Source organism: Mycobacterium sp. NPDC004974 (assembly GCF_053600815.1).
The window spans coordinates 97,846-122,413 of record NZ_JBSGAQ010000001.1 but is presented as its reverse complement, the minus strand read 5'-3'; the positions used below and the strand labels follow the sequence as shown (position 1 = coordinate 122,413).

Here is a 24,568-nt window from a genome sequence, read left to right as displayed (position 1 = left end):
CTAGCCGAAGAATTCGGCGGCGTCGTCGTAACGAGACTGCGGTACCAGTTTGAGGTGGCGGGTCGCATCGGCCAGTGATACCCGGCCGATGTCCTGCCCCTGCAACGACACCATCATCCCGAACTCGCCGGCATGCGCGGCGTCGGCGGCGTTCACTCCGAACCGGGTGGCCAGCACCCGGTCATACGCCGTCGGGGTGCCGCCGCGCTGGACGTGCCCCAGCACCGTGACCCGGACGTCCTTCTTGATCCGCTTCTCCACCTCGAGCGCCAATTGCTGTGCCACACCGGTGAATTTCTCGTGTCCGAACTCATCCATGCCGCCCTGGCGCAGCTGCATGGTGCCCTCGGCCGGCTTCGCACCCTCGGCCACCACGCAGATGAAGTGTGACGATCCGTGCTGGAACCGCTTCTTCACCAGGCGACACACTTCCTCGACGTCGAAGGGCTGCTCGGGGATCAGCGTCATGTGCGCGCCAGAGGCGATCCCGGCGTTCAGCGCGATCCAGCCGGCGTGCCGGCCCATCACCTCGACCAGCATGACGCGCTGGTGCGATTCGGCGGTGCTGTGCAGCCGGTCGATGGCCTCGGTCGCCACCTGCAGGGCCGTGTCGTGGCCGAAAGTCACGTCCGTGCAGTCGATGTCGTTGTCGATGGTCTTGGGTACCCCGACCACCGGGACATTCTCCTCGGACAACCAGTGTGCGGCGGTCAACGTGCCTTCACCGCCGATCGGGATCAACACGTCGATCCCGTTGTCCTCGAGCGTCTGCTTGATCTGGTCCAGGCCCGCCCGCAGCTTGTCCGGGTTGACCCGCGCGGTGCCCAACACGGTGCCGCCCTTGGCCAGCAGCCGGTCATTGCGATCGTCGTTGGCCAGCTGGATGCGGCGATCCTCCAACAGACCTCGCCAGCCGTCGAGGAATCCGACCACCGACGAGCCGTAGCGCTGGTCGCAGGTACGCACCACCGCCCGGATCACCGCGTTCAGGCCAGGACAGTCACCACCGCCGGTGAGAACTCCGATGCGCATGGGCACCATCTTGCCCCGCGCCGGCCGTTTCAGCGGCTCGAGCAGACGCAGAATCGCACGCGCCGCGCGATTTTTATGCGATTCCGCGTCCGCTAGCCGGGAATTACAGCGCGCTGGGCAACGGACCGCGGGCGGCCTCGTAGGCCGCGCCGACGCGGTACAGCCGGTCATCGGCCAGGGCGGGCGCCATGATCTGCAGACCGACGGGCAGCCCGTCGTCGGGCGACAGACCCGACGGCACCGACATACCGCAGTGCCCGGCCAGGTTCAGCGGCAGCGTGCACAGATCGAACAGATACATCGCCAGCGGATCGTCGACCTTCTCCCCCAACCGGAACGCCGTCGTCGGCGTGGCCGGGGACACCAGGACGTCCACGCTCTGGTAGGCCCGCTCCAGGTCGCGGGCGATCAGGGTCCGCACCTTCTGCGCCTGGTTGTAGTAGGCGTCGTAGTAGCCCGCCGACAACGCGTAGGTGCCGATCATGATCCGGCGCTTGACCTCCGGCCCGAAGCCGGCGGCCCGGGTCAACGCCATGACCTCCTCGGCGCTGTGGGTGCCGTCATCGCCGACGCGCAGCCCGAACCGCATCGCGTCGAACCGGGCCAGGTTGCTGGACACCTCCGACGGCAGGATCAGGTAGTAGGCATCCATCGCATGGTCGAAGTGCGGACAGTCGACCTCGGTGACCTCGGCCCCCAGCGCGGTCAGCTGAGCGACCGCGGCATTGAACGACTCCAGCACGCCGGGCTGGTATCCATCGCCGCGCAACTGCTTGACGACGCCGACGCGCACGCCCTTGAGATCGCCTGCCGCACCGTCCCGGGCCGCACCGACCACATCGGGCACCGGAGCGTCGACGGAGGTGGAATCACGCGGGTCGTGGCCGGCGATCACCTGGTGCAGCAGCGCGGTGTCGAGCACCGTGCGGGCGCAGGGGCCACCCTGGTCCAGTGAGGACGCGCAGGCGATCAACCCATACCGCGAGACCGTGCCGTAGGTCGGCTTGACGCCGACGGTGGCAGTCAGCGCGGCGGGCTGACGAATCGAGCCGCCGGTGTCGGTGCCGATGGCCAGCGGAGCTTGATACGCGGCGAGAGCCGCGGCGCTGCCGCCGCCTGACCCGCCGGGCACCCGCTCGGTGTTCCACGGGTTACGCGTCGGACCGTAGGCCGAATTCTCGGTCGAGGACCCCATGGCGAACTCGTCCATGTTCGTCTTGCCGAGGATCGGGATGCCCGCGGCGCGCAGTTTGGCGGTGACCGTCGCGTCGTACGGCGCACGCCACCCCTCGAGGATTTTCGAACCCGCGGTGGTGGGCATGTCGGTGGCGGTGAAGACGTCCTTGAGCGCCAGCGGCACCCCGGCCAGCGGCGAGGGCAGCGCCTCACCGGCAGCCACAGCGGCGTCGATCCGGGCCGCGGTCGCCAATGCGGAGTCGGCTGCCACATGCAGGAAAGCGTTGAAGCGGTCGTCGGTCTCCGCGATCTGGTCCAGGTGGGCCTGAGTCACCTCGGTCGAGGAGACCTCCTTGGCCGCGATCTGGGCACCCAGGGTCGCCGCATCGCGACGGGTCAGCTCACTCATGCTCGTCATTCACCCTCTCCGAGAATCCGCGGCACGGCGAAGCGCCCGTCTTCGGCACGCGGTGCGGCGGCCAGCGCTTCTTCCTGCGTCAGGCATGGCTCGACAACGTCAGGCCGGCTGACGTTGACGTCCTTGAGTGGGTTGTCCGTCGCTTCCACGCCGGTGACGTCGACGGACTGGATCTGGCTGACGTGGCCGAGGATGGCATCCAGCTGGCCGGCGTAACTGTCCAGTTCGTCGTCGGTCAGCGCCAAGCGCGCCAGACGCGCCAGATGGGCAACCTCGTCTCGGGAGATCTTCGACACGACAAAGCAGCCTAGTCAAGCCGCCAAATCGGGCTCCCGTCGGCAGTACAACCGACGATGCGCCGGCATGCCCCGGCACGCGCCCTGTGCAACAGTGATGCGCGTGCCTTCGTATCTGCTGCGGGTCCAGCTAGAGGACCGACCAGGCAGCCTCGGCTCGCTCGCCGTGGCTCTGGGCTCGGTCGGTGCCGACATCCTGTCGCTCGACGTCGTCGAGCGCGGAGCCGGCTACGCGATCGACGATCTGGTCGTCGACCTGCCGCAGGGCTCCATGCCGGACACCTTGATCACTGCCGCCGAGAACCTGTCGGGCGTCTTTGTCGACAGCATCCGCCCGCATACCGGGCTGCTGGAGGCACACCGCGAACTCGAATTGATCGACCACGTCGCCGCCGCGCATTCAAGGGCCGACCGGCTGAAGATGCTCGCCGAAGAAGCACCCCGGGTCCTGCGCGTCAGCTGGTGTGTCGTGGTCCGGTCCACCGCAACCGGCGTCGAACGCATCGCCGGGAGTCACGGCGCTCCCGAGACGCAGGCCCAGTCGGCGCCGTGGTTGCCGTTACAGCACGCCGCCGCACTCGACGGCACCGAGGAATGGGTGCCGCGGGTGTGGCGTGACATGGACACCACCCTGGCCGCCGCGCCCCTGGGTGACCCGAACACAGCGGTCGTGCTGGGCCGTCCCGGCGGTCCGGGGTTCCGGCCCTCGGAGGTGGCCCGGTTGGGTTATCTGGCCGGGATCGTCGCCACGATCCTGCGCTGAAACGCCCTGCGACTAGCTCTCCTCAGGCGTTTCCTCGTCCGGTCCCGCTTGCGGGCCTTCCGCCAGCAAGGTGCGGAAGCCGTCCTCATCGAGGATGGGAACGCCGAGCTCCACGGCCTTGTCGTACTTGGATCCGGGCGCGTCCCCGGCCACCACGTAGGCGGTCTTCTTGGAGACCGAGCTGGCGGCTTTGCCGCCGCGGCTGATGATGGCCTCCTTGGCCTGGTCGCGGGAGAACCCGGGCAGGGACCCGGTCACCACGATCGACAGACCTTCCAGCGTGCGCTCGATGCTGGCGTCGCGCTCGTCGGCCATCCGGACCCCGGCAGCGCGCCACTTGTCGACGATCGCGCGGTGCCAGTCGACGGTGAACCAGTCGATGACCGCGGCGGCGATCGTCGGGCCGACCCCTTCGACCGCGGCGAGCTGCTCCTCGCTCGCCGCGATGATGGCGTCCAGGCTGGCGAACTCGGTGGCAAGCGCCCGCGCCGCAGTGGGACCCACGTGGCGGATCGACAACGCCACCAGCACCCGCCACAGCGGCTGGGCCTTGGCCTTGTCCAGATTGGCCAGCAACCGCTTGCCGTTGGCCGACAATTCACCGGCCTTGGTCGTGAACAGTTCGGTGCGCAGTAACTGGTCGGCGGTCAAGGTGAACAGATCACCCTCGTCGGCGATCACCCCGGCCTGCAGCAGCGCAGTGGCCGCCTCATAGCCGAGCCCCTCGATGTCGAACGCGCCGCGGCCCGCGACGTGAAACACCCTCTCCCGCAACTGCGCCGGGCAACTACGGGTATTCGGGCAGCGGATGTCGGCGTCGCCCTCCTTGGCCGGCGCCAGCTCGGTGCCACATTCGGGACAGTTGGTCGGCATGACGAACGCATGCTCGGATCCGTCGCGCAGGTCGACCACCGGGCCGAGCACCTCGGGGATCACGTCGCCGGCCTTGCGGATCACCACGGTGTCGCCGATCAGCACCCCCTTGCGCTGAACTTCCGTCGCGTTGTGCAGTGTGGCCAGGCCGACGGTCGAGCCCGCCACCTTGACCGGCTCCATGTAGGCGAACGGCGTGACCCGGCCGGTCCGCCCCACGCTCACCCGGATGTCGAGCAGCTTCGTGGTCGCCTCTTCCGGTGGGTATTTGTAGGCCACCGCCCAGCGGGGTGCGCGTGAGGTCGAGCCGAGCCGACGCTGCAGCGCCACCTCGTCCACCTTGACGACCAGGCCGTCGATCTCATGGTCGACATCGTGGCGGTGCTCACCCCAGTAGGCGATCCGCTCGGCGACCGCGGCGACGCCGGAAACCTTTGCGGTGTGCGCGGATACCGGCAGCCCCCACGCACCCAGCGCCCGGTAGGCGTCATGCAACGACGGCGGGTTGAAACCCTCGGTGTACCCGAGCCCGTGGCAGATCATCCGCAACCGGCGGCGTGCGGTGACCGCCGGGTTCTTCTGACGCAGCGAGCCCGCTGCGCTGTTGCGGGGGTTGGCGAACGGCGGCTTGCCCTCGGCTACCAACCCGGCGTTGAGCTCCTCGAAGTCGGCGACGCGGAAGAACACCTCACCGCGCACCTCCAGCACATCGGGCACCGGAAACTCGTCGGAGGCCGTCAGTTGCTCAGGGATGTCGGTGATGGTGCGGGCGTTGAGCGTCACGTCCTCACCGCTGCGCCCGTCACCCCGGGTGGCGGCCCGCACCAGGCGGCCGTTGCGGTAGACGAGCGCCAATGCGACGCCGTCGATCTTCAGCTCGCACAGAAAGTGCGCGGCGTCGCCCGTCTCCCCGCTGATCCGGGCCGCCCACGCCGAGAGCTCATCGGAATCGAACACGTTGTCCAGGGACAGCATCCGTTCCAGATGCTCGGCGGGCGCGAATTCGGTGGCGAACCCGGCGCCGCCGACGAGTTGCGTCGGGGAATCCGGGGTCCGCAGCTCGGGGTGCGCCTCCTCGAGCGCCTGCAACTGCCGCAGCAGCACGTCGAAATCGGCGTCGGAGATGACCGGTGCGTCTTTGACGTAGTACCGGAACTGATGGCCCCGCACCTCTTCTGCGAGTTCCTGCCAACGTCGTCGCAGGTCAGCGTCTCCAGTGTCGTTCGAGGTCACCCCCGCAGGTTAGTCGAATGCGCCGACAAGCCGATCAGCCGCTGTAGGAGAAGTATGTCGCCATTCCGCCGTCGAGGTGGTAGTCGTTGTGACAATGGACAATCCATTTGCCGGGATTGTCGGTGTCGAAGTCCACCTCCACGGTCTGTTTGGGCGGCACCAGAACGGTGTCTTTGCGGGCCGCCGGACCGCTGCGCCCGACCACCTGGAACGTGTGGCCGTGCAGGTGCATCGGATGGAACATCATCGATTCACTGAGAAACCGGATGCGGACCCGCTTGGCTTTCGCCAGGACGATGCCGTTGTCGGGCGGGTCGTAGAGCTTCCCGTTGATCGGCCAGGTGTAGCCGGCCATCGGTCCGGCCAGCCGTAGATCCACGGTGATATCCGGATTGCGTTGCGGCAGAAGGACAGCCGCGGTGGGCCTGAGTATCGCGGTGTTCAGTGGGGCCCGCGCACGCAGCGTCTTGACGAATGCCTCCACGTCGAGCGTTGACGGCAAGGTGTCGACCCGCATGTTCAGACGCGCATAACCGTCCTTGCCCTCGGCCGCGGCGATCACCGGAACCGAGGACCCCAGCGTGACGATGGCGTCGGCGCGTTCGCCCATGCCGAGGATCACGGATTCGGTGCGCTGCGGCTGCACCGGATACCCGTCGGCGTGGGTGACGGTCAGCTCGGCGCCGGGCACCGCGACCCGGAATGCGGTATCGGCGCCCGCGTTGATGATCCGCAGCCGAATACGTTGCCCGGACCGGTAATCGACCGTCTGCGGGTCCTTGATGGTGCGCCCGTTCGCCAGGAAGTACGGATAGGTGACATCCCCACCGTCCGCGCCGAGCGGCATCGTCGGGCTGAGCATCGGTCCCGCACCGGACATCGGCTTCATGCCCTTGCTCTTGAGATTTTCGGCCACCTGATCCGGATCGGTGCCGGTGCCGTCGACCCAGTCATCGAGCACGACAACGAGTTCGTCGTCGTAGTCCTTGCCGTCCGCAGGGTCCTCCACGATCAGCGGTCCGTACATGCCGCGGTCGAGCTGGGTCCCGACGTGGGGGTGCAGATAGTAGGTGCCCGCGTCGGGGACGGCGAACTCGTAGGTGAAGTTCCCGCCCGGAGCGATCGCCGGCTGGGTCAGCACCGGAACACCGTCCATCGCATTGGGAATCGCCAGGCCGTGCCAGTGCACGCTGGTCTCCTGCGGCAGCTTGTTGGTCACCGGTACGCGCAGCGTCTGGCCTTTTCGCAACCGGATCTCGGTGGCGGGGACCGTGCCGGTGTACGTCCAGGTGCGCACCGCGACGCCACCGAGGTCGACGTCGGATTCGGCCGCGGTGAACGCGACTTCGACGGGTTTGCCAGAATTGTCGGCCGACGGCGTCCGTGACGTGCAGGCGCCGAGCGCCGCAGCGGCGCCTGCCGCGGACAACACCAGAAATCCGCGCCGATCGATCATCGATTCAGCGTGACACCACAGGATTGCCCAAGGCGCAGAACGGCCGAATCGCCTGCTGGGTTGCGCCCGCAGGCGGGACCGGGCGTCCCATTAATCTAGGTGCATGCCGCACCCGATCATGTTCAGCGACGACGACTTGGGCCTGGCCGAACTCCGCACCGTTGCCCTGGGATTTCCCGAGGCGTTCGAGAAGATCTCCTGGGGCCGGCCGGTGTTCTGTGCGCCGAAGATGTTCGCCATGTACGGCGGCAACGTCAAACCCGAGGGTCGCGGCGAGATGGTGCCGTATCCGCATTCACTGCTGATCAAGGTCGACGAAAGCGACCGCCGGGCGCTAGAGCAGGACAACCGCTTCTTCTTCCCGGCCTACATGGGCCCGTTCGGCTGGCTCGGTCTGGACTTCACTGCGGCGAAGGTGGATTGGGGCGAGGTCCGCGAACTCATCGACGCCTCGTTCCGCCTGGTCGCCGCGCGCCGGCTCATCAAACAACTCGACGAGAACTGATCGGAAGCAGCCATGAGTTTCGCCAGCCCATTCCCCGACGTCGACCTGCCTGCCGTCAGCGTCTACGACTACCTGTTCGCCGGCATGTCAGCGGCCGATGCCGGCCGGATCGCCATGGTGGACGCCAAGTCCGGTACCGAGACCAGCTACGGCGACCTGGTGAACCGGATTGACGCGTTCGCCGGCGGGCTGGCGGCGCGCGGCATCGGCGTCGGCGACGTGGTGGCACTGCTGTCCCCCAACAGTTCGGGTTTCGCGATCGCGTTCCACGGGATCCTGCGCGCGGGCGCCACCGCCACCACCGTCAACGCGCTGTTCACCGCGCGTGACATCGCCAAGCAGCTCAAGGATTCGAAGGCGCGCCTGTTGGTCACGGCGAGCGCGTTGCTGCCGCAGGCCACCGAGGGCGCGGCCGCCGCGGGCCTGGCCCCCGACCAGGTGGTGGTGCTCGACGGCGACGGCCTCGGTGCGCAGGGCCCGGCACCCGACGTGAGCTTCGATCCGGCCACGCATCTGGCCGCACTCCCCTACAGCTCGGGCACCACGGCGAACCCCAAGGGCGTCATGCTCACCCACGCCAACCTGACCGCCAACGTGGCACAGATCCGCCCGCTGCAGGGCATGACCGCCGATGACCGGCTGCTGGCAGTGCTGCCGTTCTTCCACATCTACGGCATGACGGTGCTGCTCAACGCCGCCCTGCACGCGCGCGCCCAACTCGTCATCATGCCGTCGTTCGACCTCACTGAATTCCTGGACAACATCGCGACCCACCGGTGCACGTTCGTCTACATCGCCCCACCGGTGGCCGTCGCCCTGGCCAAGCACCCACTGGTCGATTCCTATGACCTGTCCTCACTGCGCGCGGTCCTGTCCGGTGCGGCCTCGCTCGATGCCGACCTTGGTCGCGCCGTTGCAGATCGATTGAGCTGCACGGTGTCTCAGGGCTACGGCATGAGCGAGCTGAGCCCGGTCAGCCACATCACCCCGCATGACGGTGGACTGGCGTCGGTCGGCACGATCGCGCCGCTGGACTCGTGCGGATGGACCGTTCCCAACGGCGTGAGCAAGCTGGTCGACCCCGACACCGGCAAGGAAATCGAGATCGCGGCAGAGGGATTGAGTGAGACCGGCGAGCTGTGGTTCAAGGGGCCCAACGTGATGGCCGGGTACCTCGGCAATGAGGCGGCCACCCGGGAGACCATCGACGCCGACGGGTTCCTGCACACCGGGGATCTGGCCCAGGTCGATTCCAACGGCTGCGTCTACGTCGTCGACCGGCTGAAGGAACTCATCAAGTACAAGGGCTACCAGGTCCCGCCCGCCGAACTGGAGGCTGTGCTGCTGGGCCATCCCGGCATCGCCGATGCCGCGGTGATCGGTGTGCAAGACAAGGAATCCGGCGAGGAAGTGCCGAAAGCCTTTGTGGTCAAACAGCCCTCATCCGAGTTGAGCGCCGATGAAGTGATGGCGTTCGTGGCCGGCCTGGTGGCGCCCTACAAGAAGGTGCGGCAGGTCGAGTTCATCGAGGCGATCCCCAAGTCGTCCGCCGGCAAGATCCTGCGCCGGGAGTTGCGCGGCAGCTAGGCCGATTGCCAGTGGGGCCGGCGGAGCAAGGCGTAGGCCCTCTCGCACTCGCCCGGTGGCCTTCGAGGCCCTCGGGTCTCCAGGGAGGCGCCGCTTTTGGTCTGCTAACAAGCGTCCAGAGCCGAGTGCGAACCGTCCACGCTGACGATTGCAAATCCCGCCGCTTACAGCCGCAGTTGTCCTGTTCGCAGACGCGATGTCACTGGGCCGTCCTACGATCCTTGGCATGTCCTTCCAGGTCAACTTTCTATCGATCGACCCGCGTGAGGCCATGCCTGAGGGATTCCCGGATAGCGGCCCGCACAGTGGTGCGGAGTGGATGAAGTTTGCGCAGGCAATCTACCCGGAGATCTTCAAAATCATCGAGGATGGGGACTGGCCGAAGAACCCGGTTGGTCAGCTAGCGATCTACTGGAACGCACCAACGGGGCAATCAGCCGCACGTCTGATCAACTTGGCTTTCTCGTTGAATCAGCTGCTGGTTCGCGTTGGCCCCGAGGGCCGCCAGGTGCTCAAGCCCAAGATCGCAGCTCTGTTCCGTGCCAAGGAAATGGTGTTTGAGGAGAACCTGGCCGAGCTCGAAGTTGGCTCAGTGCTGAGCTGCAATTTCGAACGGTTCAGCCTTGAGCCGCTGGTGCCGCCGGCACTGCGAGCCGCCCCAAGGAAACCGCCGTCACCCGATTACGGAATCGAGGTCCCCGAGGGCCTCGTCCTTATTGATGCGACTGTTTGGCATTGGGAGAACCTATCCGCTTGGCACCGAATGCGAATGGTAATTAATGAACGGATTTTCAACGAGATAGATAAGCGCAAAGTCAGCCGTGATGTTCTGTTGCATCTGCCGATTAAGCCGTCGAATGATGCTCAGCAGATCGTGGCCAGTAAGCAGATTTGCAGTAAGATCGCCGACTCTGAGACCGGCGAAGAGGTAATCGAGGTGGGGGCTTCGCGCCCTGCCCGGATTGTTTGGACTGAGTTTGAATTGCCGTCGGATCTCGGGTGGAACCCTGCAAAGATTCCTCGATTTACCGAGGCTCCGATCGATCCGGCGCTTGTCGCCCACAGCCATCCGTACGTCATCGCGGGGACCAGGTTCACGGGTGAGTACCTCCATTTCATGGCTGAGCTGTGCTTGACCGAGGAAGACGTACAGAACGGACTCAGCTCGTTGCGGGACGCCCTCGATAGGAAGAAGCGCCAGGCGAGCGCCCGCCCAGATCTGCCGTACCTAGTCGCGGTTCACCTGTATAGCGGCAGCGCCAAATGGGATGAGTTCGCACCGATGATCGAAGCGAGAATCTGGCCGAACCCTCGGTATCGGTGGTTGTCGGGCATTCTCGCGTACGAGCCGCAGGCAGCGCGCCTCTCGTCGTCGCCCTCTTCGGGCCCGCGCTGTCTGTTCCCGATTGCCAACCCGAATGCCACTGTTCCGATCCCTGCCTCAATGCTCGGTCCGAACGAGCCTCCGCCGGGACCTGACCTCGATTGAATCGAACTCGGCCCCTGACCTGACCTCAGTTGAACTGTTACCAGCCCCGTTTGCCGTAGTCAGAGTGGATGTGCCAATTCGGCGCGTGGGGCGTGACCTGCGGTTTCAGGGTTTCGTCTTGATTCGCGATGGAACTCAGCCGGGTTACAACGGTTGGACTCCCTGCATTTGCGGACCTTGACGTACTCGGCCCGCGCTGTTGATGCCGAGCCGTTGTAGATCATCGCGCGCCACCGGCGATGAATACCGCTTGTCAGTTCCTTTGTCTAGCAAGCTCATTGGTGTTCGTATCTGGCTCTCAGATCAACGGAGGGCCACGTTCACGGGGTGGCTGGTGTAAGCGAGGGCCCCCCGCAGTCGCGGCAGTTCGGGTATGAGCTGCTGTCGATCAGAGCTCTGCAGAGCCCGGCGCGGAGTTGGTTGGCTACCTCGCGAGCAGTTGCGGAGGACGTTGCCGCTCGGGGGCGGGATGGTCTGGGGTGCTATGCCAAGCCGGATTCGCAAGTGGTCGGCCACCCGAGTATCCGCCCGGCGGCACGAACGATCTTGGGTAGGCGGTCGACCTCATCGGCGAGGTAGCACGCCGCCTCGATAACCAGCCTCGTCTCTGGGCTGTCGCTGAAGTCAGCGGACTCATGGAGTTCGCGCCACAGCCGCTTGCCAGGAAGTGCAGTAATAGCCGGATCTTGGCCTTCCGGAGAACCTCGCGGCGGTCGGTCGATTCGTCCTCCCAAAGTTCCCGCTAGGTCTTGCCGGTGTCTACCTCCTCGTACCGCGCCGGGACTATGACGTTAGTCCCCGACGTAGGCCCGCAGACGGTCGATGGCACGGTCCCAGCGACGTGACAGCGCTTTACTAGATGGCGTCCGGATCTTCGGCGAACGCGTCGGCGGCCTTCTGCGTGAGTTCCACCGCAGTGCGCGCCCATTGGGAGGTGGCGCCGGCCAGCCCACAGGACGGCGTGATGCCGATGCGGTCACGCAGCACGGCCCGGGCGAACCCGAGTCGATCGGTCAGCGCGACCGCCGCCTTGGCGACCTCCTCGACCGACGGCCTGCCCTCGGGCGCGGTCGAGGGCACCACGCCGAGCAGCACAGTGCGCCCCGAATCGACGAACTCCCCCACACCGTCCAGATCCGCGGGCGTCAGAGTCGAGACGTCGACCGACACAGCGTGAACAGCGCTGCGCAACAACGCCTTCCACGGCAGCTCGGGAGCACAGCAGTGCAATGCGACATCGGAGCCGGCCGCTGCCACACAGGCGTCGATCAGGTTGATCGCCAACGGTTCGTCCACGGGATGCACCGGGGTGAAACTGGTGACCCCGGACAGCCGGCCCGCCAGCGCGGCGGGCAGCGACGGTTCATCGATCTGGACCACCACCGGGGTCTCCAACCGCCGGGCCACCTCGGCACGGTGGATCGCCAGCCCCTCGGCCAGGGAAGCCGAAAGATCGCGCAGCGCACCGCGATCGGTGATGGCCCGATGTCCGTTGGGTAGTTCCAGCTGGGCGGCCAGCGTGATCGGTCCGGGCGCCTGCACCTTGACGGCGCGCCCGCTGCCCCGCAGCCCCGCGCGCTCCCAGGCTTCTTCCAGCGCATCGATGTCCTCGCCGAGCAGGCTCACCGCCCGCCGCAGCGCAGCACTGCGGCCACCGGCGATGCGGTACCCGCGCGGCACGGTGTCGATGGCGATGTCGACCAACAGGGCCCCGGCCCGACCGATGAGGTCGGCGCCGATTCCCCGCGCCGGGAGTTCCACGAGGTGCGACAGGGTGTGCAGTTCACCGACGACAACTTCTGCGGCAGCCCGCGGCTGGGTGCCCGGCCAGGAACCGATACCGGTTGCCGCTGCGAAGACGCTCATACGAAGGCGCTCATACGCGCGCGATGGTCGCGCTGGCGATGACCTCGTCACCGTCGGCGTCGGGCCGGTACAGCACCATGGTCTGGCCCGGGGCCACCCCGCGCAGCGGTGCCCGCAGGGATACCGCCAGCCGACCGTCGCGCAGCTCGGCCACCGCGTCGGTGATCCCGCCGTGCGCCCGCACCTGAAGCTGGCATTCCACCGGCCCCTGCAACGCGGCCCCGCTGGTGAACACGGGCTTGTCGCCGACCAGTTCCCAGATTTCGAGGTCTTCGGCCGGTCCGACGCGCACTGTGCCCGTATCGGCGTCGATCGCCGTGACGTAGCGAGGCCGGCCGTCGGCACCCGGTCCCGCGATGCCCAAACCCTTGCGCTGTCCGATGGTGAAACCGTGCACGCCTTCGTGTTCGGCGAGCACCGTGCCCTCGTTGTCGATCACCGAGCCGCGGCGGACCCCGATCCGCGCACCGAGGAACGCCTGGGTGTCTCCGGAGGGAATGAAGCAGATGTCGTGGCTGTCAGGCTTTTTCGCGACGGCCAGGCCACGCTCGGCGGCCTCGGCCCGGATCTGCGACTTGGGCGTGTCACCGATCGGGAAGAGCGCATGTGACAGTTGTTCGGCGGTCAGCACACCCAGGACGTAGGACTGGTCCTTGTCGGCGTCTACCGCGCGGCGCAGCCGGCCGTCGGACAGCCGTGCGTAGTGACCGGTGGCCACCGCGTCGAAACCGAGCGCCAGCGCCCGCGCCGCCAGCGCAGAGAACTTGATCCGCTCATTGCACCGCACACAGGGGTTCGGGGTCTCGCCGCGGGCGTACGACTCGACGAAATCGTCGATCACGTCGTCCTTGAACCGGTCGGCGAAATCCCATACGTAGAACGGGATGTCAAGAATGTCGGCCACCCGGCGGGCATCGCCGGCGTCCTCCTTGGAGCAGCAACCCCGGGATCCCGTGCGCAGCGTCCCCGGCGCCGAGGACAGCGCCATGTGCACTCCGACGACATCGTGGCCGGCATCGACCATCCGTGCGGCGGCCACCGAGGAATCCACGCCGCCGCTCATCGCGACAAGGACTCTCATGAGAACGTCCTCCCCGCGCTGGCCAGCGCTGCCTGCCGGGCCCGCTCGACCGCCGCGGGCAGCACCTGCAGCACAGCGTCGACGTCGGCGTCGGTGCTGGTGTGCCCCAACGAGAATCGCAGTGATCCCCGCGCGGTGGCCGGGTCGGCGCCCATGGCGATCAGGACGTGCGACGGCTGCGCCACGCCGGCGGTGCACGCCGAGCCGGTGGAACATTCGATGCCCTTGGCGTCGAGCAGCATCAGGAGCGAATCGCCTTCGCAGCCACGGAATGTGAAATGGGTGTTGGCCGGAAGCCGGTCGGCTCCACGCGGCCCGTTGACGTAGGTGTCCTCGATCGTGGACAGCACACCGTCGATCAGCCGGTCCCGCAGGGCCTGCACCCGGGCACTGTGTTCGGCGAGCCCGCCGATGGCCACCTCCGCGGCCGCGGCCATCGCCACGGTGCCGGCCACGTCGGGTGTCCCGGACCGGACGTCGCGCTCCTGCCCGCCGCCGTGCAGCAGGGGCACACACGCGGTGTCCCGACGCAGGACCAGCGCGCCGATTCCCATCGGACCGCCGAACTTGTGCGCGGCGACGCTCATCGCCGCCAGCCCGGTGGCGGTGAAATCGACCGGGATCTGTCCGACGGCCTGGATGGCGTCGCTGTGCATCGGGACCTCGAACTCGGCCGCGATGGCGGCCAGCTCGGCGATCGGCATGATCGTGCCGACCTCGTTGTTGGCCCACATGATGCTGATCAGGGCCACGTCAGCGGGTCCGTCGCCCGCCTCCAGCGCCGAGCGCAGCGACTCGGGTGCGACGGCGCCCTCGGCGTCGACCGGCAGCCAGGTCACCTCGGCACCCTCGTGGTCGACCAGCCACTGCACGGCGTCCAGAACGGCGTGATGCTCGACGGCGGTGGTGATGATCCGGCGCCGCGCCGGCTCGACATCGCGGCGGGCCCAGTAGATGCCCTTCACGGCGAGGTTGTCGCTCTCGGTGCCACCGGCGGTGAAGATCACTTCCGAGGGGCGACAGCCCAGCAGGCGGGCCAGCGTCTCGCGGGCCTCCTCCATCCGGCGACGCGCCATCCGGCCGGAACCGTGCAGCGACGACGCGTTGCCGACGGTGGCCAATGCAGAGGTCATCGCCTCGATGGCAGTGGCGTGCATCGGGGTGGTGGCGGCGTGATCGAGATAGACCGGCCGGCCTGAGGTGGAGGTCAGGATGGAGGCCATAACCCTCCTAGGATAGCCGCTGGCAGGCGACCGTCCCTCCAGCCGCCTCAGGCCACCAGGACGTGCGCGGGTGCGCCGGGGAGCTCCTGGTGGCCGCGCACCACCGCCTCGCAGCGGCCCGCCAGTGCCCGCCGGTCGTCTCCCGGCAGCTGCAGCGACCCCACATGGACATGGCACACCGTGCGACGTGCGGTGATGACCCGCCGCACCGATCGCAACAGGGTGTCCTCCCCCACAAAGGCCGGAATCGTCGACGGCCGGCCGTCGCGGTGGCGGTAGACCAGCCGCAGCGGCTGCACCGGCCGGGCCGCGTCGATCGCGGCCTGGAACATCGCCGGCCGGAACGGCCCGTAGGCCAGGCCGCACCAGGTGGTGCCCTCCGGGAAGGCCACCACCGTGTGCCCCGCGCGCAGGCGCTCGGCCACGGTGTGTACCACCGCGGGCAGCCGGCGCAGGCTGCCCCGGTCGATCGGGATCACCTTCATCACCCGGGCCAGCCGGCCCACCGCCGGCCACTCGACCAGATCGGCACGGGCCACGAACGAGCCGGGCAGCACCGCACCGACCGTGAAGATATCCAGCCAAGACACGTGGCCGCTGACCACGAGCACGCCCTTCAGGTTACGAATAGGTCCGCCCGACAAGGCGATTCGTACCCCCAAGCAGCGCAGCATCAACCGGCAGTAGAAGCGCTGCACGTGTGAGCGGCCCGGCATCGGCACCGCCAGCAGCGGCACCCCGGGCGCCAGAAGGACGGCCATGACCACCCGCACCGTGGTGCGGGTCCAGACCACGAGCCGACGGCCGGCATCGGCGCCGCCGGCATGCACGCAACTGCCGTCGCACGAGGCCTTGGGCAGCCAGGAATGTTCACTCGTGGCGGTGCTCATGACGCGCCCCCGGCCGTCCCGTCGGCCATGTCGGCTGCGGCCGAGACGGAGCGCAGGCGTTTGAGGTAGCGGACATCGGCGCGGCGTTTGTCCAGCAGGGCCGGGAAGTCCCCGACCCCGAAGTCTGGGTCGTGGGCGGGTTCCCCGCACACCTGGGCGCCCAGGCGCAGGTAGCCCCGCATCAGCGGAGGCACCGTGGTCCGCGACGGCGGGTCGATTTCGTCGAGCCCTCTGCCGTCCAGGACGACCGGCCGGTACGGGTACACCGTGTGTTCGGCGGGCGCGGCGTGGCGACGCCGCACGAAGTCACGTACCCCGCGGATCTGGGTTCCGGGTGGGCCGTCGGCGTTCCCGGCGACCGGCACCGAAACGCAGCCCGTCACGTAGTCGTACCCGGAGCGGTCGAGGTAGGCCAAGATGCCCGCCCACATGAGCAGGACGACGGCGCCGTTGCGGTGGTCGGTCCGCACCACCGCACGGCCCATTTCGACCAGGGACGGCCGTAGTGCGTCGAGACCGCGGACATCGAATTCGGTGGCGGTGTAGAGCCCGCCCGCGGCGATGGCGCCGGGTGGGGGCAGCATCCGGTAGCAGCCCACCAACTCGCCGGTGCGGTCCTCACGTACCAGCAGGTGGTCGCAGTGCTCGTCGAATCGATCGGCGTCCCGTCCATCGGCAGCCCCGGTGAGGGCGAATCCGGGTTCGGAGGTGAACACGTCGTGACGGAGCCGCTGGGCGGCTTCGATGAGCTCGGGATCGGCGGACAACAACAGGGTGTAGCGCGGCGCATCGGGCGCGGCGCTGTCGGCGTGGTCAGCGGCGATGAGTACAGATGCAGTGCTCATAACCAGCACGGTCGCCCAGCCGGGTCTCCATACGGCATCGCCTGTGTGACATGTCTGTGAGCGCCAGGTGACTTTTTGGGCTGCCGGTCAGTCCTGCAGGAACACCACGTTCTCGCCGATCGGGTTGCGCGGTGTATCCAGGTGATTCGCCGCAAATTGGGGGTCGGCATAGCCGATCGACAGCCCACTCAGGATCGTCAGATCGTCGGGGATGTCCAGCTGTTCGCGCAGTACGTCCGGATAGAACGAGATGGACACCTGCACGCAACTGCCGAGTCCCCGTTCGTTCAACGCCAACAGCAGGGTCTGCAGGAACATCCCGACCCCCATCGCGTCGACGTTGGTGAAATCCCGGTGCATGCAGACCACCCCGGCGACGGGCGCGTGGAAGAACTCCCAGTTGCGCTTCTGGGCCGCCCAGCGTCCCTCGGCGTCGTCGCGGGCGATCCCCATTGCCCCGTAGACCAGGGCACCGCTCTCGCGGCGCAGGTAAGCGAACCGCGGCGGAAGGCCCGCGGAGCCGACCGCCGGCGGTGCCGCCTCGACCGCGGCGAGCAGCGCGTCCACCAATCGGACGCGCCGCTCGCCGGTCGTGAAGAAGACGTGCCAGGGTTGCGTGTTCGAGTTCGACGGCGCCCGCACGGCCAACGCGAGCGCCTCGTCCAGGAGCTCACGTGGAACAGGCTTGTCCGGCAGGAACATTCGCGACGAACGACGCGACCGGACGACGTCTCCGAACTCGGCCATCAGCGAACTCGCCGGTCCTTGCGGGCCTCGAGCTCCTCGTCTTCGACGATGACGAGCATGGGTTCACCTGGCACACACAGCATGTTGACGAGGAACTTCAGCGGAATGTCGTCACGGTTGTTGGCATCCGAGTAGTGGATGACGTCACCGCCGGGCTCCCAGAAGGCCTCCCCCGCCTTCACCACCCGTGGCGCCTCGCCCTCCAGCTCGAACAGCATCTCGCCCTCCAGCACATAGCCGAAGGCGGGTCCGGCCGGATGCCGGTGTGGCGGCGCCCCTGGGGATCCCGCGGGCCACTCGATGATCGTCGTCATCACCTCGGCATTCGGCGGGATGAACGGCGGTGTCGCGGTGGCGATCACAGTCATCGCATCGTGGAGGGCTTTTTCCTGCTCCGCTGTGACAGGCATGTCAGTGAGCCCCGGTCCATGCGACCCAACGAGTTTCACCGAGGATCCCGTCGTCGCCGGTCACCAGGCTGTCGTCGTCGACGGCGGTGCCGAAATACGTTGCCTGCGGATCGATCACGACCGGCTTGTCGTCGCCCTGCTTGGCAAGTACCGCGCGTGCCATGTCGGCGAACGAGATCTTGTCGGGCCCGCCGATGTTGACGATGCCGCCCAGCGGCGCGCCCTGGGCGACCTTGGCCACCTCGGCGGCGACGTCGTCGACGGAGATCAGCTGGATCCGGGCATCGGGGACGCGTACCTCGCCGCCCACCACCAGCGTCCCGGTGATGGCCTCGGCGAATTCCTGGAACTGCGTGGCGCGCACGATCGTGTACGGCAGCCCGGACTCGGTGATGACCTTCTCCTGGGCCACCTTGGCCCGCATATAGCCGCTGTCCGGCAGGCCGTCGGTGCCCACGATCGACAGCGCGACGTAGTGCCCGACACCGGTCTCCTTCGCGGCGGCCGCCAGGTTGCGTGCGGACGTGGTGAAGAAGTCCATCACGGCGCCGTCTTCGAACGAGGGCGAGTTGACCACGTCGACCAGCACCTCAGCGCCGTTGAGCGCGTCCGCCAGGCCCTCGCCGGTCAGGACGTTGGCACCCGACGACAGGGAGGCGGCCACCACGTCGTGCCCGGCTTCGGTGAGCAACCGCACGACCCGCGAGCCGATCTGGCCACTGGCACCTATGACTGTGATTTTCATTGTGCGAATCCCTTTCTCGACGTGCTGGCAGAACCAACACTGGCACCGCAGGCCGAGATCCAAACCCTGGAAAGTCCGTAGTCGGGACGGCAGACCGTGCCGCCGCCCTGTCACGCGAGAGTGGCTCTCGGGCTCGAGCGCCACTTCAAGCGTGACACCCGGTGCGCGTTGTGTGCGCCCGTTTGCCCCACACAGCACAGAACCCCGGCGCACCAGGTGCACCGGGGTTCTGCGTTGACGCGTTGGGGATCTATCCCTTGCGGGCCTTGACCGCCTCGGTCAGCTGCGGGCTGACCTTGAACAGGTCACCGACGATGCCGAGGTCGGCGATCTCGAAGATCGGAGCTTCCTCGTCCTTGTTCACCGCGATGATCGTCTTCGACGTCTGCATGCCGGCGCGGTGCTGGATCGCGCCGGAGATACCGAGGGCGATGTACAGCTGCGGCGACACGGTCTTACCGGTCTGGCCGACCTGGAACTGGCCCGGGTAGTAGCCCGAGTCGACCGCGGCGCGGGAGGCACCGACGGCGCCGCCCAGCGAGTCGGCCAGCTCCTCGACGACCGAGAAGCTCTCGGCGCTGCCGACACCACGGCCACCGGCGACCACGACGCTGGCCTCGGTGAGCTCGGGGCGGTCACCGGCAACGGCGGGCTCGCGCTTGGTGATCTTGGTCGCGTTCTCGGCCTGGGCCGGGACCTCGACGTTGACGACCTCGCCGGCACCGTCGGCCGGGGCGGCCTCGATGGCACCCGGACGGACCGTGATCACCGGGGTGTCACTGGTGACCTGGGCCTCGACGGTGAAGGCACCACCGAAGATGGAGTGGACGCCCACTGCACCCTCGCGGACCTCGACCACGTCGACCAGCAGGCCCGAGCCGATACGCGCAGCCAGGCGGGCGGCGATTTCCTTGCCGTCAGCGGTGGCGGCGACGATCACGCCGGCGGGGGCGGCCGTCTCGGCCAGTCCGGCCAGCACGTCGACAACGGGGGTGACCAGGTAGCTCTCCGCGTCGTCGGACTCGGCGACGTAGATTTTGGCCGCGCCGGCGGCCTTCAGGCCGTCGACCAGCGGGGCGGCGGTGCCCGGCTTGCCCACCACAACAGCGGCAGGCTCGCCCAGCACGCGGGCGGCGGTAATGAGCTCGGCGCTGACCTTCTTCAATGCGCCTTCGGAGTGCTCAACGAGCACAAGTACTTCAGCCATGAGTTCTCGTTACGTCTTTCGGAAGTGGGTGGGCTAGATCAGCTTTTGGGCAACCAGGTACTCGGCGATCTTCGTGCCGCCGTCACCTTCGTCGGTCACCTTCTCGCCGGCGGTCTTCGGCGGCTTCGGGGTCGAAGACAGCACCTTGGAACCGGCATTGGCAACACCGACCTCATCGGCTTCCACGCCGATCTCGGCGAGGGTGAGCACGGTGACTTCCTTCTTCTTGGCGGCCATGATGCCCTTGAAGGAGGGGAAGCGGGGCTCGTTGATCTTCTCGTTGACGCTCACCACGGCCGGCAGCGAGGCCTCGAGGCTGAACACGCCCTCGTCGGTCTCACGCTCGGCGGTGACCTTGCCGCCCTCGACGGTCAGCTTGCGCACGTGGGTGAGCTGCGGCAGGCCCAGGTACTCGGCGATCACGGCCGGAACTGCGCCGCCCACACCGTCGGTGGCCTCGTTACCGGCGATGACCAGCTCGGTGCCCTCGATGGTGCCCAGCGCGCGGGCCAGTGCCCACCCGGTCTGGATCACGTCGGAGCCGTGCAGGCCGTCGTCCTTGAGGTGTACAGCCTTGTCGGCACCCATGGACAGCGCCTTGCGGATCGCCTCGGTGGCGCGCTCCGGGCCGGCGGTCAGCACGGTGACCGTGCTGTCTCCGCCCTCACGCTCCTTGATCAACAGCGCCTCTTCCACGGCGCGCTCGTTGATCTCGTCGAGCACGGCGTCGGCAGCCTCGCGGTCGAGGGTGAAATCGCCGTCGGACAGCTTGCGCTCCGACCAAGTGTCTGGGACCTGTTTGATCAGGACCACGATGTTCGTCATGACTCTGGTTCGTCCTCCTCGATGAGACCGGTGGCCCGGGCTCATATCACGTTCTAGGCAACTAGCACCATGTTACCGGTCGGTAACTTTTGATGGTTCGCAGGAACACCATAGCTGGTCGAAGTTTGTATTCCGGCCTCCCCTACCACACCCCTGAGGTAAGGGAACCGTTCGCGGATAGTCCACCACCGCTTCGCCTGGGTTAGCCTGCCTTCCAATGAGCGCATTCGTTGGCGACCCGGATAACGCCCTACCCCTGACCGGCGAGCGGACCATCCCCGGCCTGGCCGAGGAGAATTACTGGTTTCGCCGTCATGAGGTGGTGTATCAGCGATTGGCCGGCCGGTGCGTCGATCGCGAGGTCCTGGAGGCCGGCTGCGGTGAAGGCTACGGCGCCGACCTGATCGCCGACGTGGCGCGCCGCGTCGTCGCACTGGACTACGACGAGGCCACGGTGGCACACGTGCGGGCCCGCTACCCCCGGGTGGACATCCGGCACGGCAACCTGGCCGAGCTGCCCCTCGCGGACGAGTCCGTCGACGTCGTGGTGAATTTCCAGGTCATCGAGCACCTGTGGGATCAGGGTCAATTCGTCTCCGAGTGTTTCCGCGTGCTGCGGCCCGGTGGCGTTTTCCTGGTCTCCACCCCCAACCGCATCACCTTCTCCCCCGGTCGCGACACCCCGCTGAACCCGTTCCACACCCGTGAGCTCAATGCCGCGGAGCTGACCGAACTGCTGCACGACGCCGGTTTCACCGTCGAGTCGATGCTCGGGGTGTTTCACGGCGCCGGGCTGGCCGAACTCGACGCGCGGCACGGCGGCTCGATCATCGAGGCACAGGTGCAGCGGGCCGTGGCCGACGCTCCGTGGCCCGAACAGCTGCTCGCCGACGTGGCCGCCGTCAGCATCGATGACTTCGATCTCACGTCCGCGAACGAACGCAACATTGACGACAGCCTGGACCTGGTCGCGATCGCGGTGCGGCCGTGACACATCCCGCTGCCGACCCCGAACCCGAACCTGTACCCCGGCCCGATGTCGCCGGCGATCCGGTTCCGGGGTTGTTCACGCTCGTCCTGCACACCCATCTGCCCTGGCTGGCCCATCACGGCCGCTGGCCGGTCGGCGAGGAGTGGCTCTACCAGTCCTGGGCCGCGGCGTACCTGCCGTTGATGCGGGTGCTGCGCGGTCTGGCCGCAGAGGACCGCAGCCATCTGATCACGCTCGGCATGACGCCGGTGGTCACCGCACAGCTCGATGACCCCTACTGCCTCACAGGCATGCATCACTGGCTGGCCAACTGGCAGCTGCGCGCCCAGGAGGCGACGACGCTGCGCGGTCAAGAAGCCTTGCAGCAGTTCGGGGTTCGCGAATACGCCGAGGCCGGCGCGGCCATCGAGCAATTCACCACCCTTTGGCGGCACGGCGCCAGCGGGCTACTGCGCGAGCTGATCGATGCCGAGACCATCGAGCTGCTCGGCGGTCCCCTGTCGCACCCGTTCCAGCCCCTGCTCAACCCGCGACTGCGCGAGTTCGCACTGCGCGAAGGCCTGGCCGATGCGCAGCAGCGGTTCGGGCACACCCCGGTCGGAATATGGGCGCCCGAATGCGCGTACGCGCCGGGCATGGAGACCGGATATGCCGCGGCCGGTGTCGGGCATTTCATGGTGGACGGCCCGTCGCTGCACGGCGACACCTCCCTCGGCCGCCCGGTCGGTGACTCCGACGTGGTGGCCTTCGGGCGCGACCTGCAGGTCAGCTACCGCGTGTGGTCGCCGAAGTCCGGCTACCCCGGCCATGCCGCATACCGGGATTTCCACACCTACGACCACACCACGGGCCTCAAGCCGGCCCGGGTCACCGGCCGCAACGTCCCGTCCGAGGAGAAGGCTCCCTACGATCCGCAGCGCGCCGACCGTGCGATCGACGAGCACGTCGCCGACTTCGTCGAAGTGGTCCGCCGCCGGCTGGTCAGCGAGAGCGAGCGGATCGGCCGCCCGGCACATGTGGTGGCCGCGTTCGACACCGAACTGTTCGGGCACTGGTGGTACGAGGGCCCCGAGTGGCTGGGCCGGGTACTGCGGGCACTGCCGGCAGCCGGCGTGCAGGTGGGCACGCTGGCGGATGCCAAGGCCGGTGGATTCGTCGGCGACCCGGTCGAATTGCCGCCCAGTTCATGGGGTTCGGGCAAGAACTGGCAGGTCTGGAACGGCGAGAAGGTCACCGATCTGGTGCGGCTGAACAGCGAAGTGGTCGACGGTGCGCTGAGCACTGTGGACAAGGCGCTCACCCAGCATGCCGCGGTCGGTGCACCGACCCCGCGCGACCGGGTGGCCGATCAGATCCTGCGGGAGACGTTGCTGACCGTGTCCAGCGACTGGCCGTTCATGGTGAGCAAGGATTCGGCCGCCGATTACGCGCGCTACCGCGCCCATCTGCACGCCCACGCGACGCGCGAGATCTCCGATGCACTGGCCTCTGGCCGTCGCGACCACGCCGAGCGCCTCGCCGACGGCTGGAACAAGGCGGACGGACTGTTCGGTGCCCTCGACGCCCGGCGTCTGCCAAAATGACCATCAGCGCGAGCTTGCGTGTCTGCCGCCCGACACGCCACCAACCCTCAGCACTTTCCGCACACCGGCACGAAGGCACGCAGTCATGAAGATCCTGATGGTGTCATGGGAGTACCCGCCCGTCGTCGTCGGCGGTCTGGGCCGACACGTGCACCACCTGGCCACCGCGCTGGCCGAAGCCGGACACGAGATCGTGGTGCTCAGCCGCAGGCCCACCGACACCGATCCCAGCACGCACCCGTCCACCGACGAGGTCAGCGAGGGAGTACGGGTGGTGGCCGCCGCCCAGGATCCGCATGAGTTCGTGTTCGGCGCGGACATGATGGCCTGGACCCTGGCCATGGGCCACGCCATGGTGCGCACCGGCCTTGCCGTCAAAGACAATTCGGGCGACCGCTGGGTGCCGGACCTCGTTCACGCCCACGATTGGCTGGTGGCCCATCCCGCCATCGCCCTGGCCGAATTCTTCGATGTGCCACTGGTTTCCACCATCCACGCCACCGAGGCGGGTCGGCACTCCGGCTGGGTCTCGGGCCCGATCAGCCGCCAGGTGCATGCCGTGGAATCCTGGCTGGTACGCGAATCCGATTCGCTGATCACGTGTTCGGCGTCGATGAGCGATGAGATCACCGAGCTGTTCGGACCCGAGCTGTCCGAGATCAGGGTGATCCGCAACGGGATCGACGCCGATCTCTGGCCGTTCGCGCCGCGACGTCCCCGGCAGGGTCCACCCGAGTTGCTCTATCTCGGCCGCCTGGAATACGAGAAGGGTGTGCACGACGCGATTGCGGCCCTGCCCCGTATCCGGCGCGCACATCCCGGCACCACCCTGACCATCGCCGGCGATGGAACCCAGCAGCAGTGGCTTATCGAGCAGGCCCGGAAGCACAAGGTGCTCAAGGCGACCCGGTTCGTCGGACGGCTCGGGCACGAGGAACTGCTGCAGGCCCTGCAGGCCGCCGACGCCGCGGTGCTGCCCAGCCACTACGAGCCGTTCGGCATCGTGGCGCTGGAGGCCGCGGCCACCGGAACCCCGCTGGTGACATCGAACGTCGGCGGCCTGGGCGAAGCGGTGATCGACGGCCAGACCGGAATGTCCTTTGCACCACGGGATGTGGTCGGGCTGGCTGCGGCGGTCCGCGCTGTGCTCGACGATCCCGAGGCCGCGCAGCGGCGGGCGATCGCCGCGCGCGAGCGGCTCAGCGCCGACTTCGACTGGCACACCGTGGCAGCCGAGACCAGCCAGGTCTATCTGGCCGCCAAACGTGCCGAGCGGGAGCCACATCCGCGCCGGCCGATCGTCGAGCACGCCCTGCCCGACCGCTGA

General features: G+C 67.7%; 22 protein-coding genes. 7 read left to right on the top strand and 15 right to left on the bottom strand.

Going from position 1 to position 24,568, the window contains the following annotated elements; genetic code table 11:
• From ACWEFV_RS00615 to gatC, 3 genes are all read right to left on the bottom strand, one after another.
• Complete coding sequence (locus ACWEFV_RS00615; protein WP_135453561.1) at positions 1-1,032, bottom strand: ATP-dependent 6-phosphofructokinase; 1,032 nt, start codon at positions 1,030-1,032, stop codon at positions 1-3.
• A gap of 103 nt (positions 1,033-1,135) precedes the next feature.
• Positions 1,136-2,617: an Asp-tRNA(Asn)/Glu-tRNA(Gln) amidotransferase subunit GatA gene (gene gatA / locus ACWEFV_RS00610; RefSeq protein ID WP_450068703.1), complete on the bottom strand. Its 1,482-nt coding sequence runs from the start codon at positions 2,615-2,617 to the stop codon at positions 1,136-1,138.
• 5 nt (positions 2,618-2,622) lie between these two features.
• Positions 2,623-2,922: an Asp-tRNA(Asn)/Glu-tRNA(Gln) amidotransferase subunit GatC gene (gene gatC / locus ACWEFV_RS00605; protein ID WP_044517434.1), complete on the bottom strand. Its 300-nt coding sequence runs from the start codon at positions 2,920-2,922 to the stop codon at positions 2,623-2,625.
• Between the two features lie 103 nt (positions 2,923-3,025).
• On the opposite strand from gatC, the gene ACWEFV_RS00600 reads away from it, so the two are divergent.
• Positions 3,026-3,685 (top strand): amino acid-binding protein, encoded by a 660-nt coding sequence (locus ACWEFV_RS00600; protein ID WP_450068702.1) that lies wholly within the window; start codon positions 3,026-3,028, stop codon positions 3,683-3,685.
• A gap of 12 nt (positions 3,686-3,697) precedes the next feature.
• Here the strand turns inward: ACWEFV_RS00600 and ligA are convergent, their stop codons facing one another.
• Positions 3,698-5,791, bottom strand: a complete 2,094-nt coding sequence (ligA, locus tag ACWEFV_RS00595; protein WP_450068701.1) for an NAD-dependent DNA ligase LigA — start codon at positions 5,789-5,791, stop codon at positions 3,698-3,700.
• Between the two features lie 34 nt (positions 5,792-5,825).
• Positions 5,826-7,247, bottom strand: coding sequence for a multicopper oxidase family protein (locus ACWEFV_RS00590; protein WP_450068700.1), 1,422 nt, complete (start codon positions 7,245-7,247; stop codon positions 5,826-5,828).
• Positions 7,248-7,350: 103 nt separating this feature from the next.
• On the opposite strand from ACWEFV_RS00590, the gene ACWEFV_RS00585 reads away from it, so the two are divergent.
• From ACWEFV_RS00585 to ACWEFV_RS00575, 3 genes are all read left to right on the top strand, one after another.
• Positions 7,351-7,752 (top strand): MmcQ/YjbR family DNA-binding protein, encoded by a 402-nt coding sequence (locus tag ACWEFV_RS00585; RefSeq protein WP_450068699.1) that lies wholly within the window; start codon positions 7,351-7,353, stop codon positions 7,750-7,752.
• A gap of 12 nt (positions 7,753-7,764) precedes the next feature.
• Entirely contained in the window at positions 7,765-9,339 is a 1,575-nt protein-coding gene (locus ACWEFV_RS00580) for a 4-coumarate--CoA ligase family protein (protein ID WP_450068698.1), read from the top strand.
• Between the two features lie 226 nt (positions 9,340-9,565).
• Entirely contained in the window at positions 9,566-10,828 is a 1,263-nt protein-coding gene (locus ACWEFV_RS00575; protein ID WP_450068697.1) for a hypothetical protein, read from the top strand.
• 855 nt (positions 10,829-11,683) lie between these two features.
• Here the strand turns inward: ACWEFV_RS00575 and ACWEFV_RS00570 are convergent.
• The 10 genes from ACWEFV_RS00570 to ACWEFV_RS00525 all read right to left on the bottom strand — a co-directional run bounded on the left by ACWEFV_RS00570 (position 11,684) and on the right by ACWEFV_RS00525 (position 20,667).
• Positions 11,684-12,694, bottom strand: coding sequence for a methionine synthase (locus tag ACWEFV_RS00570; RefSeq protein WP_450068696.1), 1,011 nt, complete (start codon positions 12,692-12,694; stop codon positions 11,684-11,686).
• A 10-nt stretch (positions 12,695-12,704) separates the two neighbouring features.
• Positions 12,705-13,775: a tRNA 2-thiouridine(34) synthase MnmA gene (mnmA, locus tag ACWEFV_RS00565; protein ID WP_450068695.1), complete on the bottom strand. Its 1,071-nt coding sequence runs from the start codon at positions 13,773-13,775 to the stop codon at positions 12,705-12,707.
• Positions 13,772-14,998 carry a cysteine desulfurase family protein gene (locus tag ACWEFV_RS00560; RefSeq protein WP_450068694.1) on the bottom strand — a complete coding sequence of 409 codons (1,227 nt, stop codon included), beginning with the start codon at positions 14,996-14,998 and terminating at the stop codon, positions 13,772-13,774. The genes mnmA and ACWEFV_RS00560 overlap by 4 nt, the downstream gene beginning before the upstream one ends.
• Positions 14,999-15,045: 47 nt before the next feature.
• Positions 15,046-15,888 carry a lysophospholipid acyltransferase family protein gene (locus ACWEFV_RS00555; RefSeq protein WP_450068693.1) on the bottom strand — a complete coding sequence of 281 codons (843 nt, stop codon included), beginning with the start codon at positions 15,886-15,888 and terminating at the stop codon, positions 15,046-15,048.
• Positions 15,885-16,733, bottom strand: a complete 849-nt coding sequence (locus tag ACWEFV_RS00550) for a GNAT family N-acetyltransferase (protein WP_135453549.1) — start codon at positions 16,731-16,733, stop codon at positions 15,885-15,887. The genes ACWEFV_RS00555 and ACWEFV_RS00550 overlap by 4 nt, the downstream gene beginning before the upstream one ends.
• Positions 16,734-16,820: 87 nt before the next feature.
• A complete protein-coding gene (locus tag ACWEFV_RS00545; RefSeq protein ID WP_450068692.1) occupies positions 16,821-17,480 on the bottom strand; it encodes a nitroreductase in 660 nt (219 codons plus the stop codon).
• Entirely contained in the window at positions 17,480-17,890 is a 411-nt protein-coding gene (locus tag ACWEFV_RS00540; protein ID WP_044517420.1) for a cupin domain-containing protein, read from the bottom strand. The genes ACWEFV_RS00545 and ACWEFV_RS00540 overlap by 1 nt, the downstream gene beginning before the upstream one ends.
• Position 17,891: 1 nt before the next feature.
• Positions 17,892-18,635: an SDR family oxidoreductase gene (locus ACWEFV_RS00535; protein ID WP_450068691.1), complete on the bottom strand. Its 744-nt coding sequence runs from the start codon at positions 18,633-18,635 to the stop codon at positions 17,892-17,894.
• A 250-nt stretch (positions 18,636-18,885) separates the two neighbouring features.
• A complete protein-coding gene (locus ACWEFV_RS00530; RefSeq protein ID WP_135453546.1) occupies positions 18,886-19,842 on the bottom strand; it encodes an electron transfer flavoprotein subunit alpha/FixB family protein in 957 nt (318 codons plus the stop codon).
• Positions 19,843-19,875: 33 nt separating this feature from the next.
• Positions 19,876-20,667 (bottom strand): electron transfer flavoprotein subunit beta/FixA family protein, encoded by a 792-nt coding sequence (locus tag ACWEFV_RS00525; RefSeq protein ID WP_044517415.1) that lies wholly within the window; start codon positions 20,665-20,667, stop codon positions 19,876-19,878.
• Between the two features lie 217 nt (positions 20,668-20,884).
• Here ACWEFV_RS00525 and ACWEFV_RS00520 point away from each other — a divergent pair, with 217 nt between their 5' ends.
• From ACWEFV_RS00520 to ACWEFV_RS00510, 3 genes are all read left to right on the top strand, one after another.
• On the top strand, positions 20,885-21,658 hold the full coding sequence (locus ACWEFV_RS00520; protein ID WP_135453545.1) for a class I SAM-dependent methyltransferase: 774 nt from the start codon (positions 20,885-20,887) through the stop codon (positions 21,656-21,658).
• Positions 21,655-23,241 (top strand): glycoside hydrolase family 57 protein, encoded by a 1,587-nt coding sequence (locus ACWEFV_RS00515; protein ID WP_135453544.1) that lies wholly within the window; start codon positions 21,655-21,657, stop codon positions 23,239-23,241. The genes ACWEFV_RS00520 and ACWEFV_RS00515 overlap by 4 nt, the downstream gene beginning before the upstream one ends.
• An 85-nt stretch (positions 23,242-23,326) precedes the next feature.
• A complete protein-coding gene (locus tag ACWEFV_RS00510) occupies positions 23,327-24,568 on the top strand; it encodes a glycosyltransferase family 4 protein (RefSeq protein WP_450068690.1) in 1,242 nt (413 codons plus the stop codon).

Bases quoted from the DNA above. Each gene is read 5' to 3' on its own strand.
- ACWEFV_RS00615 (WP_135453561.1), bottom strand. From the start codon at position 1,032: ATGCGCATCGGAGTTCTCACCGGCGGTGGTGACTGTCCTGGCCTGAAC.
- mnmA (WP_450068695.1), bottom strand. From the start codon at position 13,775: ATGAGAGTCCTTGTCGCGATGAGCGGCGGCGTGGATTCCTCGGTGGCC.
- ACWEFV_RS00580 (WP_450068698.1), top strand. From the start codon at position 7,765: ATGAGTTTCGCCAGCCCATTCCCCGACGTCGACCTGCCTGCCGTCAGC.
- ACWEFV_RS00555 (WP_450068693.1), bottom strand. From the start codon at position 15,888: ATGAGCACCGCCACGAGTGAACATTCCTGGCTGCCCAAGGCCTCGTGC.
- ACWEFV_RS00570 (WP_450068696.1), bottom strand. From the start codon at position 12,694: ATGAGCGTCTTCGCAGCGGCAACCGGTATCGGTTCCTGGCCGGGCACC.
- ACWEFV_RS00510 (WP_450068690.1), top strand. From the start codon at position 23,327: ATGAAGATCCTGATGGTGTCATGGGAGTACCCGCCCGTCGTCGTCGGC.
- ACWEFV_RS00525 (WP_044517415.1), bottom strand. From the start codon at position 20,667: ATGACGAACATCGTGGTCCTGATCAAACAGGTCCCAGACACTTGGTCG.
- ACWEFV_RS00545 (WP_450068692.1), bottom strand. From the start codon at position 17,480: ATGGCCGAGTTCGGAGACGTCGTCCGGTCGCGTCGTTCGTCGCGAATG.
- ACWEFV_RS00530 (WP_135453546.1), bottom strand. From the start codon at position 19,842: ATGGCTGAAGTACTTGTGCTCGTTGAGCACTCCGAAGGCGCATTGAAG.
- ACWEFV_RS00575 (WP_450068697.1), top strand. From the start codon at position 9,566: ATGTCCTTCCAGGTCAACTTTCTATCGATCGACCCGCGTGAGGCCATG.
- ACWEFV_RS00550 (WP_135453549.1), bottom strand. From the start codon at position 16,733: ATGAGCACTGCATCTGTACTCATCGCCGCTGACCACGCCGACAGCGCC.
- ACWEFV_RS00520 (WP_135453545.1), top strand. From the start codon at position 20,885: ATGAGCGCATTCGTTGGCGACCCGGATAACGCCCTACCCCTGACCGGC.
- ACWEFV_RS00560 (WP_450068694.1), bottom strand. From the start codon at position 14,998: ATGGCCTCCATCCTGACCTCCACCTCAGGCCGGCCGGTCTATCTCGAT.
- gatA (WP_450068703.1), bottom strand. From the start codon at position 2,617: ATGAGTGAGCTGACCCGTCGCGATGCGGCGACCCTGGGTGCCCAGATC.
- ACWEFV_RS00535 (WP_450068691.1), bottom strand. From the start codon at position 18,635: ATGAAAATCACAGTCATAGGTGCCAGTGGCCAGATCGGCTCGCGGGTC.
- ACWEFV_RS00540 (WP_044517420.1), bottom strand. From the start codon at position 17,890: ATGCCTGTCACAGCGGAGCAGGAAAAAGCCCTCCACGATGCGATGACT.
- ACWEFV_RS00585 (WP_450068699.1), top strand. From the start codon at position 7,351: ATGCCGCACCCGATCATGTTCAGCGACGACGACTTGGGCCTGGCCGAA.
- ACWEFV_RS00590 (WP_450068700.1), bottom strand. From the start codon at position 7,247: ATGATCGATCGGCGCGGATTTCTGGTGTTGTCCGCGGCAGGCGCCGCT.